The sequence below is a fragment of the Pseudonocardia sp. TMWB2A genome (assembly GCF_017312135.1).
This window is the reverse complement of record NZ_QKQY01000001.1, coordinates 1474188-1491300: the sequence shown is the minus strand read 5'-3', so window position 1 is coordinate 1491300 and position 17113 is coordinate 1474188. Positions and strand designations below refer to the sequence as shown.

Genomic DNA, 17113 nt, shown 5'->3' with positions numbered 1-17113 from the left:
TAAGGCATCAATTTTTCCGGAAGCTGATATTCGGATATTAAGCGCGTCGGTCGAGCGCCTTCTTGCATCGCTCGATTCCGTTGACCACCAATTCATGCGCCAGACTTTTCGATATACCAAGCTGTGCGGCAATTTCGACCAACTTCAAGCCTTGGAATCGGTGCATTTCAAAGGCTTTGCGCGTGCGATCGGGCATATTTGCGATAACGCGCTGAATGGCGGCTATGTCACCACGCGATTCTACGACAGTTTGCTGAGACGGTTGATCGCTTTGCACGGTTGCCCAAATATCAAAGGATGTTTCTACAAAAAGCCGCTGTTCTAAGCCTCTGCGCCGGCGTCCATCCAAGGCCAAATTCCGCACAATCCGGTAAAGATAACCCTTTGGCTCGGTAAGAAAACGCGTGTTTGCAATAGTGCGAAACCGCAACCAGGCTTCCTGAACAATGTCCTCTGCGTTCGAAATATCTCCGACTATGTTTGCTGCGTAGCGGATCAGTTCGCGCCGGTGCGATAGATATAGTGCAAGGCTGTCGCCATGTCCGCACGGCGCGGCGTCTTCTGTCGGACTGCTCATATATCTGGCGATAGCAAAGCTGGTATTGAGAATCAATCGCAAAAACATTTTGACTGAGATGGAGGATAATTTGACCGCTATCTCGACCGCGTTTCCGGCCAGTTTAACTTATTTTCCGGAAATAGCCTGCCCCTGTTCGTCCAACCGATATGCGAATGACTCGCAGTAGCGAATCTGGGCATCCCATCATCAGACGAAGGAATAAAATAGTGACTCTAGGGGGTAATAAGGTTGCGGGTAATCCGCGCACGGCGATAAAAGTGGCATTGACCCTATCCTTGGCATTAACCGGCGGGGCCTTGGGTGCCTCGGCCGCATTTGCTCAAGACGTGGTCGGCGAATTGCGTCGATACGATATTCCGGCACAAACGCTTGCCGAATCGCTGACAGATTTCGGGACACAATCCGGCCTTCAGGTCAGCGTCGATGCAGATCAGGTGCGCGACCGGTCGGCGCCGCGTGTGTCGGGACAAAAGACGTCGCGCGATGTGCTCGACCAGCTATTGCAAGGCAGCGGCCTCAGCTACAAAATTGAAGGACAAGTCGTCACCTTGCAAGGCGCGCAAGCGCCGCAAGCAACACAGGCCGCTCAGGTGGAACAGGCTCCTCCGCCAAGCGATGGCGATGCCGTCGAGCTTGGACCGTTGCGGGTGGAAGGATCGACAATCCCTGCCCATGAAACGGGCGCCGAGCGCGATGCGCGGCAAAAGGATGCAATCTATGACCAGGATGTGTCGTCCACCTATGCAGGCAAGGAGGAAGTAGAGCGCTACAAAGGCATCAATACCGCTGACGTGCTTAAAGGCATGGTCAATGTATTTAGCGGGGATGCGCGCAATGGTGGCGCTCTAGACCCTAGTATTCGTGGTATTCAAGGTCCCGGCCGCGTGCCGGTTATCATTGACGGTACCGAACAGGCGCTAACGGTATGGCGCGGTTATAATGGCGCGAGTAATCGCAGTTATATCGACCCTAGCCTGATTTCGGGCGTGCAAGTGCTGAAAGGTCCGCTGTCGATCCGCGGTGTTAATGGCTCCACGGGCGGCGCGGTTGTGATCAACACATTGGACGCTGAAGACATATTGAAACCGGGAGAAAAGTTCGGGATGGAGGTGCGGCTTGAAGGTGGCAACAACTCCACCAAGCCCCGCTTACCCACGCTATTGACCGGACAGGATTATCGGGAGGTGCCGGGCTTCCTATGCAAGGGCGGCTGGCCCAACCCGACCTATCCATATTGTGATACGTCATTACGCGTAGGGCTACGCAAATCTGGGGACAATGAAGTATTTTCATTCGGCGATCATGCGATCCGGGTAGCGGCTGCTGCCAGACTTGGGGATGTGGACCTCTTCGGCGCCTATGCCTTTCGGGAACGTGGGAATTATTTTTCCGGTAAGTCCGAGCCTGATTATTATCAGCGGGAAGATCTCCCGCTCAACGCCGACACCTATGTCCGCAAGCTTGGCTTGAACTATGAGCCGGGCAACGAAATTCCCAATACTTCGAGCGAACTCGAATCTTTCCTCGTCAAGGCAACATGGCGGATCAGCGACGAGCAAGCGTTGCAAATCGGCTTTCGCGACAGCAAAACAAAATTCGGCGATATCCTGCCTTCACGGGTTATGACGACAGGCGGCGGCTATTTCGGCGATGTTCAATGGCCGCTGAGTAAGGTCCATGCCCAAGCCTATAATGCCGAATATAAATGGCAACCCGACAGCCGCTGGATTGATTTCCGCGCGACGGCGTGGCTGACCGATACCGTCAGTAATACTTATAGTTCCGGCGGTTTTCCCAATGCGGCATCCGTTCAGGATCCGATCATTGTCAACACGGCCATTTCGAACTCGCGCAATGATCGTTACGGTCTCACTGCCAGCAACCAGTTCAATCTTTCGTCAAAATTGAATTTCTTGCTCGAAGGGAATTGGCAGCATGAAAAATTGCGGTCGGATGATGAATATACGACAGCCATTGCCAATGGCTGGCGGCAGTTGCCACGGGCAGGTCGACGCGAGGAATATCGCATCAATTTGAGCGGTGAATGGCGGCCGGTTAGCTTCTTAAAATTGAACGCCAGCCTCGCTTATTCCGGTTATTGGGCGAAGGATGATTTCTTGCCCGAATATATCCGTCGCCGGGGCGGGCCAATTATCAATGTTCTCGCGACGAGTTGGCGAACCTCTTATCGAACCCATGGGTCAAGTTTGGCGGATTACGAACTTTATTTTCGTAACCTATACGCTGGTTTCGACCCTGAATTTATAGAAAAAAATCTTCCTGAATTTTTAAAAACTTATGACCCCAACATCCCTTTTCACCTCGAGCATAGCGGTCCGGACTGGACTCCGGACACAGACGGAAACTTCCGCCGCGCGAATAATATCTGCCTCAACGGGTTTTTCTCTAGCGTTCCCAAGCATGTGGAAAAGAGCTGTGTTGTAAGTCCCAATCAAACCACAGTTACAACGTCGCCAACAGGACGAAATTCGGGTCATGGCTGGGCGCCTACCGCATCGGCGACCTTTCAGATTAGCGGCGCAAGCCGGGCCTATATACGCTATGCGCAAGCCTATCGTTTCCCCAGTATGTTTGAAAGCACCATCGGCTTTTCGGCTTCGATCAATCCGCTTCGTGATTTGAAGCCGGAACGTATCCGCTCATGGGAAGCCGCGTGGGTTCAGGATTTGCGTCCTTTGTTCCGGCTTGGCGAAGGTCAGAGTGCGGATATCAAACTCACCTGGTTCCGTAATACGACCCGCGACGTGATCGAACGCAGCACCAGTTTGATGTTCAGCAATGTCGACAAACAAGTGATTGAAGGCGTCGAATTACAGGCGCGTTTTGATAATGGCGGAATCTTTGCCGATCTTGGCGCAAGCCATATGATCACCAACAAGGTCTGCGATGAAAATGTCGCCGCCTTGATGGATCCTGCGCGCGGGCGCGTCCCGGATTGTGTCAAATATGGTTTCATGGCTGGATTCCTCTTAACGCAGGCAACACCAGAAGACGCGATAAATCTGGCCGCGGGTGCCCGTTTTCTAGACCGTCGCCTTGAAGTTGGAGGCCGCCTTGCTTGGTATAGCAAATATGACAATCCGCAGCTTGCAGAATTTACACAGAGAAATGATTGTGTTGGCGGATGCGCGCTCAACATTCCCTATACTTGGGGCGAAATCTTCACGCTCGATGCCTATGCGAAGTTCCGGATCAATGACCGTTTCAGTGCAGAGCTGACCGCACTCAATCTCAATAACCGTTATTATCTGGACCCGCTTTCGCGGTCGATGTTGCCCGCTCCGGGACGGACATTCCGATTGAGCCTTACGGGCAGATTTTAAAGCGATTCAAATTTTAAAAGGATTCAAATTTTTAAAGAGATTCAGGGCCGCCGTCGCACCTTTTCCTTGGACAGTTGAAGTGTGACGACGACCCCGGATGAAAGCGCCTGAATGGTCAGGCGCACCAACACTGGAGAAATACCATGAAAAATGTACAATTCAAATTATTGGCTGCAACCCTTGCCTCAGTCATGCTGGCTGGAGCCGCCCATGCTCAAGTCGTTGGCGGGACGAGCGATCCAGCCAAAGTGAAAATCAGTTCGAGCACCGTCAATGGCGGGCCACATTCTGCTGGAAAAGTAGGTTTCAATGTCCCCAATCTTGCACCTGGGCAGTTTGTCGATTTTCAGGGGCTGAAAACTATCATTGGTACCGATGCTAACGGCGTCACGACCTTCGTAAACACAACGGGAACGACAACCGACCACAGCCAATATGGCCAATTCGACTTCGCCAAGGTCGGTTCGCATGACATTTACTTCGGCGAATGGAAGCAGACGGCCAGTGTAACGGCTGGCGACCACACCGTTTATTATGGCGGCACGGGCGCGTCGACATCGGTGCCTACCACCGGATCGGCGACTTACGCCGTGAAGGGTATTAGCGATTACCAAGGCAAAGGCATATTGACCGGAACGTTCACAGCCAACTTCGCCAGCGGTAGCAGCGGAACCTTGACCGGTAATCTTGCCAATTCCGGGTCCACCTACGGTGTGAATATCGGCACGGCCAATATCAAAGCTGATGGGACATTTATCGGCTCTGGCGCCACGGCAACCGGTTCCAGCGGGACGCCGCTTGCTTCGAGTGGCAGCGTTAATGGCCGTTTCTTCGGTTCGAATGTCAATGCTCTTGCGGGAACGGTGAAATTCGGCCCCGGCACCACCGCAGTGCGTCAATATGACACTGCGTTCGGCGGTACGAAGAACCCCTGATTGCTCAACGGACCGGGCCCCGTTCACCAAGGCGGGGCCTGATCTTTTTCTCCTGCGTTTCCTCGCCCTCTACCGAGATTATATTATCCCATGCACCATTCACCTCTCATCGAGAGTCCATGTCGTTTGCCTTTGATGCTTGTGGGAGCGGGGTGGATGCTGCTTTCATTGGCTGTGCCCGCCGCCGCGCAAACCGAAAGCGGACAGGATGTAAGGCTGCGTCTCGATCAGCAGCTTGACCGGCAACGCAGCGACAATGAAGCTAGGACTTTAGAGGAAGCCGAGCCGCTTGATGGCGCCCCGGCCTCGATTGTCATCGACGGCGAAACCTATAGTGTCGGCAATAGTGTCGATGACGTCGGCAGGGCGCTCTATCTCTCGATCACCCGCAAGCAATGGCGTGATGTCCGCCGGTTTCTGGCTTCTTATCAAAAGCTCGCCGGGCATGATCCGATGCTTATTCTCTACGCACAAGGCGGGTTGGCGCGCGAGGCCGGTGATCTGGCAAAAGCAGAGCAACATTATGGCGCCTTGTTGAAAATTAAACCGGACTTCCTGCCGGGGCAGCTTGAACTGGCGCGGGTGTTGTTTGAAAATCTCAAAGACCGCGAAGCGCGCAACGCATTCGATGATGCCCGCACCATATTGGCCGGCGAAGGCGACAAGGCCGAAGGCGTGCGCCGGAGCGTAGATGCCTATCTTGCCGCCCTGAAACGTCGACGCGGCTGGCAGGGAAATTTCGCGGTTGGCCCTAGTTATAGCAGTAACCTCAACCAGTCATCGGGTAGCTATACCTGCCTGCTCGCGGTTCCGGACGGATCATGCGCGATCGAGCGCAAGGTGCCCGATCCGATCAAAGCGACGGGCATCGGCTTTGAAGGCACGCTGGGGCGCACAGTGCCGCTATCGGGCCATCATAGCCTGCGTGCCCGCGCGATTGTTTACGGCGACATTTATCCTGATAAGCATGATTATTCGCAAACAACCATGATGGCCCGGGCCGGATATCAGTATCAGTCCGCCAGAAACATCATTTCATTATCGCCTTCGTTCGAGCTTGGTACGCTGGCCTCGTCGGAACTCTATCGTGCATGGGGCGCGAATGCCGAATGGCAGCATACAGCCGCACAGAATATTTTATTGCGGATAGAGGCAAACTATCGCGATTTTCGCTATCGCCAGCCCTTCTATGGTGCACAGGATGGGCCATTAGTGGATGTTAACATCACTGGCTGGTATGTCGCATCGCCAAGTTTGACGATTTTCGGCGGACCGGATTTCGCTAGGAAAGACACGTCCGATCCTATCGATTCCTATGGCCAATGGGGCGGTCGGATTGGCGTGAATAAGACGTTCGGCACGAGTGCCAGCCTGCTATTGCTGACCTCCTATCGCTATCGCAAACACCACGCCTATAGCGAATTGCTGGAAGGCCAGCGCCGCGACAAGCAATATAATGTCACCGCGATTGCGCGCTTCCCGGCATTTCAGCTCGCTGGTGTCGTTCCTGAAATTATCGTCCAGCATAACCGTGTGAAAAGCAGTATCGACTGGCTTTACTCCTACAAACGCACTTCCGTCAGCATCAGGCTCAGCTATGCCTTTTAAGCATCCAGGGTTTGAAGGACATTTTTTGCCTAATGGTCATGTGTGTGCCGTTAAAGATGGTTACACATCCAGTGCCTCGGCGCAGCGCCGACAAATGGGCTGACCTTGCGGCAGACGGTTGATTCAAGACTATCTTTTGGGGGCGAGGTTGGGCCGAGGCGATCTTACGGATGCTAGGTATCTGATTTTTTGAAGGGTTTGTTGGCGATTGCGGCTACGAACCTTGAGCGCGGACAGCGGCCAGAAGCTCGGCCTTATGTTCTGATGCCGGACAATCCCAAACCATAATCTGTCAGTTCTCGTCTTCCTTATCTACGGCGCACCATTTTTTGCGGATTTTACGCGCCGCCAGCTTGCCGTAACGGAAGGGCGTGGCGAAAGGGCCACAGCGTGACCGAAATCCGTCACATTGACCTGCCATCTCTAGGAAATCGGGGCTTTTCGCCATTGACACTGTAGTCAGTCCCGTGTTTGTTGACGCCATTCGAGGGGTTGTTGCTGCTTGGCGCAGGAACGGCCGAGCCCGCTGGCTGACAAGGCGGGGTAAATTATTTGTTCGGGGAAGGATGTTTCTGATGAAATTCACACATTATCTTTTGTCGGGTGTCGCACTGGCCGTATTGCCGGTAAGCGCCGCTTATGCGCAGGACACGACCGAAGCGGTCGATGCGGTTGCGGCCCAGCCCGAAGCGGCAGCCGATGAAGGCTATGGCGATGACATCGTCGTGACCGCGACCCGCCGTAACGAAACCGCGCAAAGCGTTCCGCTCGCGGTCAGCGTGGTCGGCGGCGAACAGCTTAAGGTTGCGGGCGTCACCGACATTCGCGGCATGAAACAGCTTTCTCCCTCGCTTCAGGCGACCACCGGCCAGTCGGCAGCGACCGGCGTGGTATTGTCGATCCGCGGTATCGGGACGGCAGGCGATAACCCCGGCTTTGAACCGGCTGTGGGCGTGTTCATCGACGGTGTGTTCCGTGCGCGCGCAGGCGTTGCGCTGGCCGAGCTTCCGCCGGTTGATCGCGTCGAAATCCTGCGTGGCCCGCAAGGCACGCTGTTCGGCCGTAACACTTCGGCCGGTGCGCTCAGCATCACGACCGCGCTGCCCAAATTCGAAACCGGCGGCTATGTCGAAGCGGCCTATGGCAATTATGACAATATCGAAGTCAAAGCGGGCGTTACCGGTCCCGTTGCGGAAGCCTTGGCGCTGCGTCTTGATGGCGGCTATCACAAGCGTGACGGTTACATCAAAGACGTAAATTCAGACCGCCGCGTCAATGATGTTGACCGCTGGTTCGTGCGCGGTCAGGCGCTTTATGAAAAAGAAAATCTGACGTTCCGCCTCATCGCCGACTATGCCAAGACCGATGAAAATTGCTGCGGCATCGTCAACACCAATTCGGGCTTTGTGCTGTTTCCGACGGGCATGGACACCAGCACATCTTCGGCGGTGGGCTATATTGCCAGCAATGTGATTGAAGTTTTGGCCGGTATGAACGGCCTTGACGGCATTGTCCGCCCCTATGATCCGGAAGGTCGTCACATGGCCCTTTCGCCCAACCGCTCGCTGAGCGAAAAGGTGAAGGATTGGGGTGTTTCGGGCCAGTTCGACATTGATATTGGCGACATGAAGCTGACCTCGATCACCGCGTGGCGCGAATGGGCCGCGCTGCGTAATCAGGATGTGGACTTCTCCGGCGCGGACCGTGCCTATCGCGAAGGCTATAAGTCGGAAATGCGCGATTTTACGCAAGAACTACGCTTGCAGGGCAAGGCGTTTGACGACAAGCTCGACTGGCTCGTCGGCGGTTTTTACCTCAATGAAAAGAATAAACTGCGTGACACCGTGCGTTTTGGCACCCAGTCTGACCTTTATGCCGACATGGTAACATCGCAAGCGAGCCGTAGCGCGCTATTGCCGAACGGCTTCCAATGGTTTGGTAATTTGCCGGGTGTCCCGACTTGGGGGCAGGTCGTTATCGGGCAGTTGCAAGCGGCAAATTCGCCGATTTTGGGTCAACTCACACCTACTCAGATTGCCGGTATCATGGCACCGCTCCCTTCGAACGTAGGGGCTGGCCAGTATAATGACAATTATACCGTCAATACTCAGGCATTTGCGCTGTTCACGCACAATATCATCAGCTTCACGGACAATATCAAGCTCACCTTGGGCTTGCGTTATAACCATGAAACCAAGAAGATTAATGCGGACCTCAATACGGTCAACCCGGCTTGCACGGCATTGCTTGGCAATCCGATTTTGGCGGGCGCGCTCCAGCAGAATGCGGGTGCCCGCTCCTTGAGCCTGCTGATTTGTAACCCGACCATCAACCCGCAATCGAACGGTGTCTATAAGGGCAAGCGTTCCGACAGCGAGTTCACCGGCACCGCGAAACTCGCGATCAAGCTGGATGATGGCATCATGCTCTATGGCGGTTATGATCGTGGCTTTAAGTCGGGCGGCTACAATCTTGACCGCGGTACGTTCAGCTACCCCTTCTATGGCGGCACGGGCATCAGCATCGACAATCTGGCGTTTAATCCGGAAACCGTCGATGCGTATGAAATCGGTATCAAGACCAACATCACGCGCGAATTCACCTTTAACGCGACCGTATTCCACCAGACCTTCCATGATTTCCAGTCGCTGGAATTCATCGGTAACAACTTCCAGGTGCAATCGTTCGACAAGGTGCGCTCGAAGGGCGTCGAGCTGGAAACGGTTATCCGTCCGGAGCGGAACTTCACCGTCAATCTGGCGTACACCTATCTCGACTCGAAGGTGCTCGATCCGGCATCCGGTTTCGACCATCGCCAGCAGTCCACCAACCAGCCGCGCCACGTTATTGCGGGCGGCGTGACCTGGACGCCCGATCTGTCGGATAATGTCGGCCTGCTTGCAGCGGTCAATTTCCGCTCGCAGTCGGACCATACATCGGACAACTCGCCGCTGGCGAAACCCTTTGTGCAGAATGACGGCTATACTTTGGTCAATGCCAAGCTTGGTTTGAACTTTGGCCAGAACCGCCAGTTCGGCGTCGAAGCCTATGTCGAAAATCTGTTCAACAAATATTATAATGTGACGTCCTTCCCCATTCCGGAGCAGGGCAACAGCTATGCCATCTATCCGTCGGCACCGCGTTTCTACGGGGTTCGCGTCCGCGCCGGCTTCTAACGAACCGGATCAGGATTGACGAAAAGGCCGGGTTGCCCTTGTGCAGCCCGGCCTTTTCCTTATGTGTCGGACCCAGACATTAGGGAGACAATCATGGGTGATCTCATCCAGACCGCGCTTGAAGCGCGCGAAGCGGCGAAATTGCCGGTGCCGGACGATGTGCAGGACGCGGTGCGCGTGTTGCTGCGCTGGGCCGGCGATGATCCGGACCGCGAAGGCTTGCTCGATACCCCCAAGCGCGTTGCGCGCGCGTGGAAGGAATATTGCCAAGGCTATGGCGAAGACCCCGCCATCCATCTTGCGCGCACATTCGAAGAAGTGGGCGGCTATGACGAGCTGGTCCTGCTCAAGGATATTCCGTTCCAGTCGCATTGCGAACATCATATGGCCCCGATCATCGGCAAGGCCTCGATCGCCTATATGCCGCGCGACCGTGTGGTGGGCATTTCAAAGCTTGCGCGCGTGCTGCACGGTTTTGCGCGGCGCTTGCAGGTGCAGGAACGGCTCACTGCGGAAGTCGCGGGCTGTATCTGGGATAATTTGAAACCGCATGGCGTCGCGGTCGTTATAGAAGCACAACATGCGTGCATGACCGCGCGCGGCGTCCGCACCCCCGGCGTCGGCATGGTCACAAGCCGCCTCCACGGCTGCTTTCTCGACGATGAAAAGACCCGCAAGGAAGTGCTGAGTTTGATGGGATATTGAATATGACTGCTCCCGCGCCATCGCCGCAACAATGGGCCGAAACGGACCATTATTTCGAAGCGCGGTTGCTGGCCGATGATCCGGTGCTGGCCGCAGTTATGGCGGCCAATCAGGCGGCGGGATTACAGGCGATCGATGTGTCACCGTTACAGGCGCACTTCCTTGCGCTAATGGTGCGGATTAGGGCTGCGCGGCGGATTTTGGAGATTGGCACGCTTGGCGGCTATTCGGCGATCAGCATGGCGCGGGCCTTGCCCGATGACGGCATAGTGGTGACGCTCGAACTGGACCCCGCAACCGCAGCGGTTGCGATAGACAATATTGCGGCGGCAGGCCTGTCGGAGCGCATTGCGGTGCGCGTCGGCGCGGCGCTCGACACGCTGCCGGAGCTGGCGGGTGAGGCCCCCTTCGACCTCATTTTCATCGACGCGGACAAGCGCAATAATGCGGCCTATACCGACTGGGCGGTCAAACTCGCGCGGCCCGGCAGCGTCATCATCGTGGATAATGTCGTGCGCGGCGGCGCGATTATCGACCCCGACAAAAGCGATCCGCACACCGCTGGCAACCGCGCATTGGCGGATATGCTGCACAACCATCCTCAACTCGACGCAACCGCGCTCCAGACCGTCGGCGTCAAAGGCTGGGACGGTTTTGTAATGGCGGTGGTGCGGTAGGGGTAAGCGAGAGGCAGCACGCCCTAAATCCTCCCTAGCAAGAGTTACTTTTGAGGATTGCGGCGCAAATTTGGAAGGCCGCGCGCCCCAAATCCTCCCCTGATAAGGGGAGGTGGATTGCGCGTTAGCGCAAGACGGAGGGGTGATGCCCTCTCGATAGCGCGACACCCCTCCGTCATTTGCTAACGCAAATGCCACCTCCCCTTGCAGGGGAGGAGTTGGGAAAAGAGCCACCTCTTTACGCTAAATCGACGATTCCACTGTCCTACATCCGCTACGTTTCGCACGGTGGCGGGTAAGGGAGGCTCTATGCCCACGGGCTAATGCCATAAAATTGTTTCACGCACGCAATCGCGCCGCACCCCCACATATTGTGGTTCAAAAATTTGCAGATAAGCCTGAACTTTGCGAAGCTAAGGGGGTATTTTTGGCAGGAATCCGCCATTTTCCACTTTTTCCCCGCACACCACAATATCTAGGGGCAGCCGGTGATGACGGCGCGGGCGACTCGGCCCGTCAAGCGCGCCAACAAAAAGGGCCGCCAAGCGTGATGCCGGGCGACCCTTTGGATTTTTGTGAAAAAGCGAAAGCCTTAAGCTTCGTCTTCAGCGCCTTCTTCGGTGGCAGCAGCTTCGTCGTCAGCAGCAACAGCCGCTTCTTCTTCAGCTTCTTCACCAGCGATGGTGCCGGGTTCTGCGTTGGCGTCATAATCCTCGACAAAACCGGTTTCTTCTTTTTCGAACATCTGCGCCATAATGTCGACGCCGTCCTTTTGAAGGTCGGCTTCTTCGGGCGAGCGGGCGACGTTCACCTGAACGGTCGAGGCCACTTCGGGGTGCAGCGCGACCTTGACGTCGAACAGGCCGAGCGTCTTGATCGGGCGTTCCAGCACAACCATCGCCTTGGTCACTTCGGTGATGCCCGCTTCATGCAAGGCTTCAACGATGTCACGGACCGATACCGAGCCATAAAGATGACCGGCGTTCGACGACTGGCGGATGAGGACGACTTGCTTGCCGTCAACATTGCCCGATGCCTTTTCAGCGTCAGCGCGCTTGGTGGCATTGTCGGCTTCGATCTGGGCGCGGTTGGCTTCGAACAGCTTCTTATTTGCCTCGTTAGCGCGCAGCGCCTTTTTGTTGGGCAGGAGGAAGTTGCGTGCATAACCGTTCTTAACGGTGACGACATCGCCAATGCCGCCAAGCTTTTCGACGCGTTCGAGAAGGATGATTTCCATGGGTCTTTCTCCTTACTTCACAACGTAGGGAAGCAGGCCCAAATGACGGGCGCGCTTGATCGCCTTGGCGAGTTCGCGCTGCTTCTTGGCGGAAACCGCAGTGATGCGGCTGGGAACGATCTTGCCGCGCTCGGATACGAAACCCTGGAGCAAGCGGACATCTTTATAATCGATCTTCGGGGCGTCCTTGGCTGCAAAGGGGCAGCTTTTGCGACGGCGGAAAAACGGGCGTGCCATAGTGAGGTCTCCTTATTCTGCGCCAGCGTCAAAATCTTCGCGTTCGCGGCGCGGAGCGCGTTCACCGCGTTCACCACCACGTTCGCCGCGACCACCGCGTTCACCGCGGTCGCTCTTGCGCATCATCACCGAAGGACCGGCCTCATGCTCGTCAACCTTGATGGTGACATAGCGGATCACGTCTTCGTTGATGTTGGTTTGGCGTTCCAGTTCGGCGACAACATCGCCCGGAGCGTCAATGTGCAGCATCACATAATGCGCCTTGCGGTTCTTGGCGATTTTGTAAGCAAGCTGGCGAAGACCCCAGGTTTCGGTCTTGGTGACCTTGCCCTTATTGTCTTCAACGATTTTGGTGGCGGCTTCCGCCAGCGCATCGACCTGGGCTTGGGCCAGATCCTGACGCGCGAGAAATACATGCTCGTAAAGCGGCATGGCGTCTTCTTTCTTCGTTGGCCGATCGCTGGTATTCCGCCCCATGCGGATACCCCTCCGGCTGTCGTCTCGGGTATTTTGCTATTCAGCTTCACCGCCGCCGAATCATATCCGGCACGGATGAAGCGCGCCTCATACAGGATTCCGGCAGATTCGCAAGTCATTCCCCCAAGGAGGAGAGGCAGTGTAAACGGATGTAATGTGATATTTTGAACACGCTTTAGGCAAATAAGAAATCACTGATTTTTATCCGCTTTACGCAATCCCGTCGAAGGCGCATTTCGCATGTCGAATCAACACACGCCAAATCCAAGAAGCGAAGAGAGCGTGATATTTGGGGAGACGACAAATGAAACATCCTGTTGCAAAATTGCGCCTCGGTGCCGCTACGGCGGCCTTGGGGCTGGCCTTGCTAACAGCGCCCGCTGCGGCGCAAACCGAAACAACAACTCCAACCTCCGATGATCAAGCTGCGACAACCCAGACGTCGGGTGACGACGCGATTGTCGTGACCGGATCCTTGTTCCGACGCACCGATACGGAAACCCCTTCGCCGGTTACGGTATTGACCGCCGATAATCTTGCCAAAGCAGGTATCACGACAGCCGCCGATGCTATCCGTTCGGTTTCGGCCGATAGTGCCGGTTCGATTGGCGTCGGGTTCCAGAGCGGTTTTTCGGCTGGTGGATCGGCCGTCTCGCTGCGCGGATTGGGGGTTTCTTCGACCCTGGTTTTGGTGGATGGTCTGCGTTCGACCAATTTCCCGATCAATGACGATGGCCGCAACGCCTATGTCGATTTGAACTCGATCCCGTTCAGTCTGGTCGAGCGTGTCGAGGTGCTGAAAGACGGTGCGTCCTCGACCTATGGTGCGGACGCTATCGGGGGTGTGGTCAACCTCATCCTCAAAAAACAATTTACCGGTGTTGCCGGGCAGGTTGAAGCCGGTGCCGCCCAAAAGGGCGATGCGGGCCACCAGCGCGCGACCTTGACGGTGGGCTTTGGGGATTATGAAGCGTCGGGCTTTAACGTCTATCTGAACGGCGAATATCAGCGTGACGGGCGGGTGACCAATCACAGCCGCGGCTTCCCCTATAATAATCGTGACCTTACCTCGATCGGCGGTCTCGATAATAATGCGGCCGACCATTCTTTGACGACCGCGACGCCCGATGCCGTTGTGGTGCGGATCAACCAGACGGACCTTAACAATCCGCTGGCAGGCGGCACAGCGCCGCTCACCAATATGTACACCTTGCTCAGCAATCAATGTGTGAACGGTACTTTCACCGTCACAACCGGCGGCGCACGCGGCACAGGTTGTAAGCATAATATCGAGGATGAATATAACCAGTTGGCGCCGTTGCAGCGCAAATGGTCTTTGAACGGTCGGGTGAGCCTTCGCCTTTCGGACAATATCGAAGCTTATGCGACGGGCAGCTATTCGAACAGCTATGTCAGCATCAAAAACGCGCCGCGCCCGTTGCGTAATACGCAACCTTATGGCGCAGCTCCGGGGCTGGCTTCAAGCAATCCGGGGATTGTTTTGCCGGTCTATGTCTGCTCTGCCGGTACGAATTGCGCGACCGCCGCAGATCGCCGCCTTAACCCCAACAACCCTTATGCGGCGGCTTATGCCAATGACCCGGCCAATGGCGCGGCGCGTATTTATTATCTGTTCGGCGATATTGCGGCAGGTAGCGATCGCACCAATGAGGTTTGGCGCTTTACTGCCGGCCTTCATGGCAGCGTAGGGGATGATTGGAACTGGAAAATTGACGGCGTTTACGCGCGCGACAATCTTGAGATCGTCCAGCATGGTTATCTCAACATTGCCAATACGTTGAAGGCGATCAACACGGGTGAATATAATTTCGTCAATCCGCTGTCGAACAGCCAAGCGGTGCGTGACTTCATTGCCCCTGATAAGACGACCAAATCGCATTCGCAGATGATGTCGTTAGATGCGTCGATTGCAAAGAGCTTGTTTGAACTGCCCGGTGGCCCGCTGATGTTTGCTATCGGTGGTCAGATCCGTCGCGAAGAACTGGAAAATAACAACCAGAATGCGGCGCTCGATACTTGGTCGCTGACGACCTCCTCTGCGTTCGGTAAGCATACCGTCACGGCGGGTTATTTCGAACTCCAGGCACCGGTGCTCGACATACTCGAAATCAACGCATCGGGCCGTTATGACCATTATTCGGAAGGGTTCGGTCGCTTCTCGCCAAAGGTTGGCTTCAAATTTAACCCGATCCGTCAAGTCGCTCTTCGCGGCACCTATTCGCAAGGTTTCCGCGCACCGACCTTTGCTGAATCCGGTCCGCGCAGCCAATATGCAGGCTTTGTGACCACAACGCCTCCGGGTAATTTCTGTGCCCAGCATGGTGGTTCAGCGGGAGCAAATAACGCGTGTGTGTCGGGCGGGAATCCTTATAACCTCGCTTACTCGCTGGGTCGCGGTTATGTCGGCAATCCCAATTTGAAGCCGGAAACGTCTCGTAGCTTCACCTTGGGAGCGATCTTCGAACCGATCCCGCAACTGAGCTTCACGGTAGACTATTACAACGTGAAGAAGAAAAATCTCATTGTTGCTGGCCCTGACTCGGCCAAGGCGATTGCGGCTTATTATAGCGCCACCACGCTTGATGAAGCCCGTGCTGCGGTATTGGCGGCAGCGCCTGGCTATTCGGTAAATACGGTTGACGGTGTCGATCCGCTTTATCCGACAGCATTGCCGCGTTTACTTATCTTGAATGCACCGTTCGTGAATGCCAACTATTCGAAGACATCGGGCATTGACGTATCGGCAACGGCCCGTATTCCGATTGGCGACAATGCACGGTTTACCAGCCGTCTCGAAGTCACGCATGTCATCAATTATGACCTGCACACGCCGTCGGGTGTCCAAAAATATGCCGGTACGCTTGGGCCTTATGATCTTTCATCGGGTAACGGTACGCCCAATTGGCGCGGCAACTGGCAGAATACGCTGGAAGTCGGCAAATTCGCACTCAGCGCAACGGCCTATTATGTCGGCCGCATCAAAGGCGTGAGCGCGGATCAGGTTTCTCCGGTGAACGGAGAATATGATCTTTCCTGCGCCAACGGCCTCTACAAGACCCCGACGAACGACAATAAATTCTGCTATATCAAGAAATTCATTACCGTCGATATGAACGCATCGGTTGAAGTGAATGATGATTTCAAAATTTATGCAAATGTCGGAAACCTGTTCAACGCGCGCGCACCGATTGCTCCGCAATCCTATGCAAGCTCGCCGAACTTCCTGACGACATGGCATTATGCCGGGCTGATTGGCCGCACATTCAAAGTCGGTGCGAATTTCAAATTCTGATTTTGACGCAAGTTACAGGAAAAGGGCCGGTAATCACCGGCCCTTTTTTATGGTGGGATGGCGATCGGATGCTGATTGCGACGCGGGTCCGGATTATCTAAACCCTCTTCATGTTTAACCACCCGAAATTCCGCCTGTTTCGTAAAGCGGTGCCCAGCCGTATATTATTGATAACCGGGCTTGTAACCGGCGCGGCGACCTTGCTGTTGTGGCTCTGGTCCGAAATTGGCGAGGGTGAATTGCGCCATTTTGACGAGGTCATTTTGCTCGCTTTCCGCCACCCCGATGCGGTCGGGCAAATGGTAGGGCCGCTATGGCTCAAACAGACGATGCTCGATTTTACCAGCCTTGGCAGTTCGACCCTCTTGTCGCTGGTCATTGTTGGTGCGACCGCCTTTGCGCTCACCAAGCGCGCCTATCGCATCGCCTTTCTGGCCGCAGGCGCGCCGATCAGCGGGGCGATATTGGTGGCCTTGTTGAAAGTGCAATTCGGCCGCGCACGACCCACATTGGTCGACCCGATGATGGTCGAAAGCTCGGCCAGTTTTCCAAGCGGCCACACCGCCAATAGCGCGATTGTCTATCTCACCATCGCGGTGCTGCTGATGCGGGTGGAGAAAAAGCCGGAAACGCGCATGTTCATCCTGATGGTCGCGGTGCTGCTGACCACCTTGGTCGGCATATCGCGCGTGGCGTTGGGTGTGCATTGGCCAAGCGATGTGCTGGGCGGATGGTTGTTCGGCACGACTTGGGCGTGTCTGTGGGCGCTCGTCATCCGTCATCCGGTGATCGAGAAAGCGACCCCAGCACCCTCGGAAGGATAG

At 55.5% G+C, this 17113-nt stretch carries 12 protein-coding genes; 8 read left to right on the top strand and 4 right to left on the bottom strand.

Going from position 1 to position 17113, the window contains the following annotated elements:
• Nucleotides 1-37 precede the first annotated feature (37 nt).
• Nucleotides 38-577, bottom strand: a complete 540-nt coding sequence (locus tag DMP17_RS06895; protein ID WP_337828324.1) for a sigma-70 family RNA polymerase sigma factor — start codon at nt 575-577, stop codon at nt 38-40.
• A gap of 155 nt (nt 578-732) precedes the next feature.
• On the opposite strand from DMP17_RS06895, the gene DMP17_RS06890 reads away from it, so the two are divergent.
• The 6 genes from DMP17_RS06890 (at nt 733) to DMP17_RS06865 (ending at nt 11025) form a co-directional block, all read left to right on the top strand.
• Entirely contained in the window at nt 733-3924 is a 3192-nt protein-coding gene (locus tag DMP17_RS06890) for a TonB-dependent receptor (RefSeq protein WP_337828323.1), read from the top strand.
• Nucleotides 3925-4067: 143 nt separating this feature from the next.
• Nucleotides 4068-4859, top strand: coding sequence for a Slam-dependent surface lipoprotein (locus DMP17_RS06885; protein WP_337828322.1), 792 nt, complete (start codon nt 4068-4070; stop codon nt 4857-4859).
• A gap of 156 nt (nt 4860-5015) precedes the next feature.
• The gene (locus DMP17_RS06880) at nt 5016-6467 is read left to right on the top strand and encodes a surface lipoprotein assembly modifier (protein ID WP_337828321.1); all 1452 of its coding nucleotides are present in this window, start codon (nt 5016-5018) and stop codon (nt 6465-6467) included.
• 575 nt (nt 6468-7042) lie between these two features.
• The gene (locus DMP17_RS06875; RefSeq protein WP_337828320.1) at nt 7043-9643 is read left to right on the top strand and encodes a TonB-dependent receptor; all 2601 of its coding nucleotides are present in this window, start codon (nt 7043-7045) and stop codon (nt 9641-9643) included.
• A gap of 93 nt (nt 9644-9736) precedes the next feature.
• Nucleotides 9737-10348 carry a GTP cyclohydrolase I FolE gene (gene folE / locus DMP17_RS06870; RefSeq protein WP_337828319.1) on the top strand — a complete coding sequence of 204 codons (612 nt, stop codon included), beginning with the start codon at nt 9737-9739 and terminating at the stop codon, nt 10346-10348.
• Between the two features lie 2 nt (nt 10349-10350).
• Complete coding sequence (locus DMP17_RS06865) at nt 10351-11025, top strand: O-methyltransferase (RefSeq protein WP_337828318.1); 675 nt, start codon at nt 10351-10353, stop codon at nt 11023-11025.
• 592 nt (nt 11026-11617) lie between these two features.
• Here the strand turns inward: DMP17_RS06865 and rplI are convergent.
• Genes rplI through rpsF form a run of 3 tightly spaced genes read right to left on the bottom strand, consistent with a single transcriptional unit; the run spans nt 11618 to nt 12976 of the window.
• Complete coding sequence (gene rplI / locus DMP17_RS06860) at nt 11618-12262, bottom strand: 50S ribosomal protein L9 (RefSeq protein ID WP_337828317.1); 645 nt, start codon at nt 12260-12262, stop codon at nt 11618-11620.
• A 12-nt stretch (nt 12263-12274) separates the two neighbouring features.
• Complete coding sequence (gene rpsR / locus DMP17_RS06855) at nt 12275-12499, bottom strand: 30S ribosomal protein S18 (RefSeq protein WP_337828316.1); 225 nt, start codon at nt 12497-12499, stop codon at nt 12275-12277.
• Nucleotides 12500-12511: 12 nt separating this feature from the next.
• Nucleotides 12512-12976, bottom strand: a complete 465-nt coding sequence (rpsF, locus tag DMP17_RS06850) for a 30S ribosomal protein S6 (RefSeq protein WP_337828315.1) — start codon at nt 12974-12976, stop codon at nt 12512-12514.
• A gap of 304 nt (nt 12977-13280) precedes the next feature.
• On the opposite strand from rpsF, the gene DMP17_RS06845 reads away from it, so the two are divergent.
• Nucleotides 13281-16289 (top strand): TonB-dependent receptor domain-containing protein, encoded by a 3009-nt coding sequence (locus DMP17_RS06845; protein WP_337828314.1) that lies wholly within the window; start codon nt 13281-13283, stop codon nt 16287-16289.
• 110 nt (nt 16290-16399) lie between these two features.
• Nucleotides 16400-17113: a phosphatase PAP2 family protein gene (locus tag DMP17_RS06840; RefSeq protein WP_337828313.1), complete on the top strand. Its 714-nt coding sequence runs from the start codon at nt 16400-16402 to the stop codon at nt 17111-17113.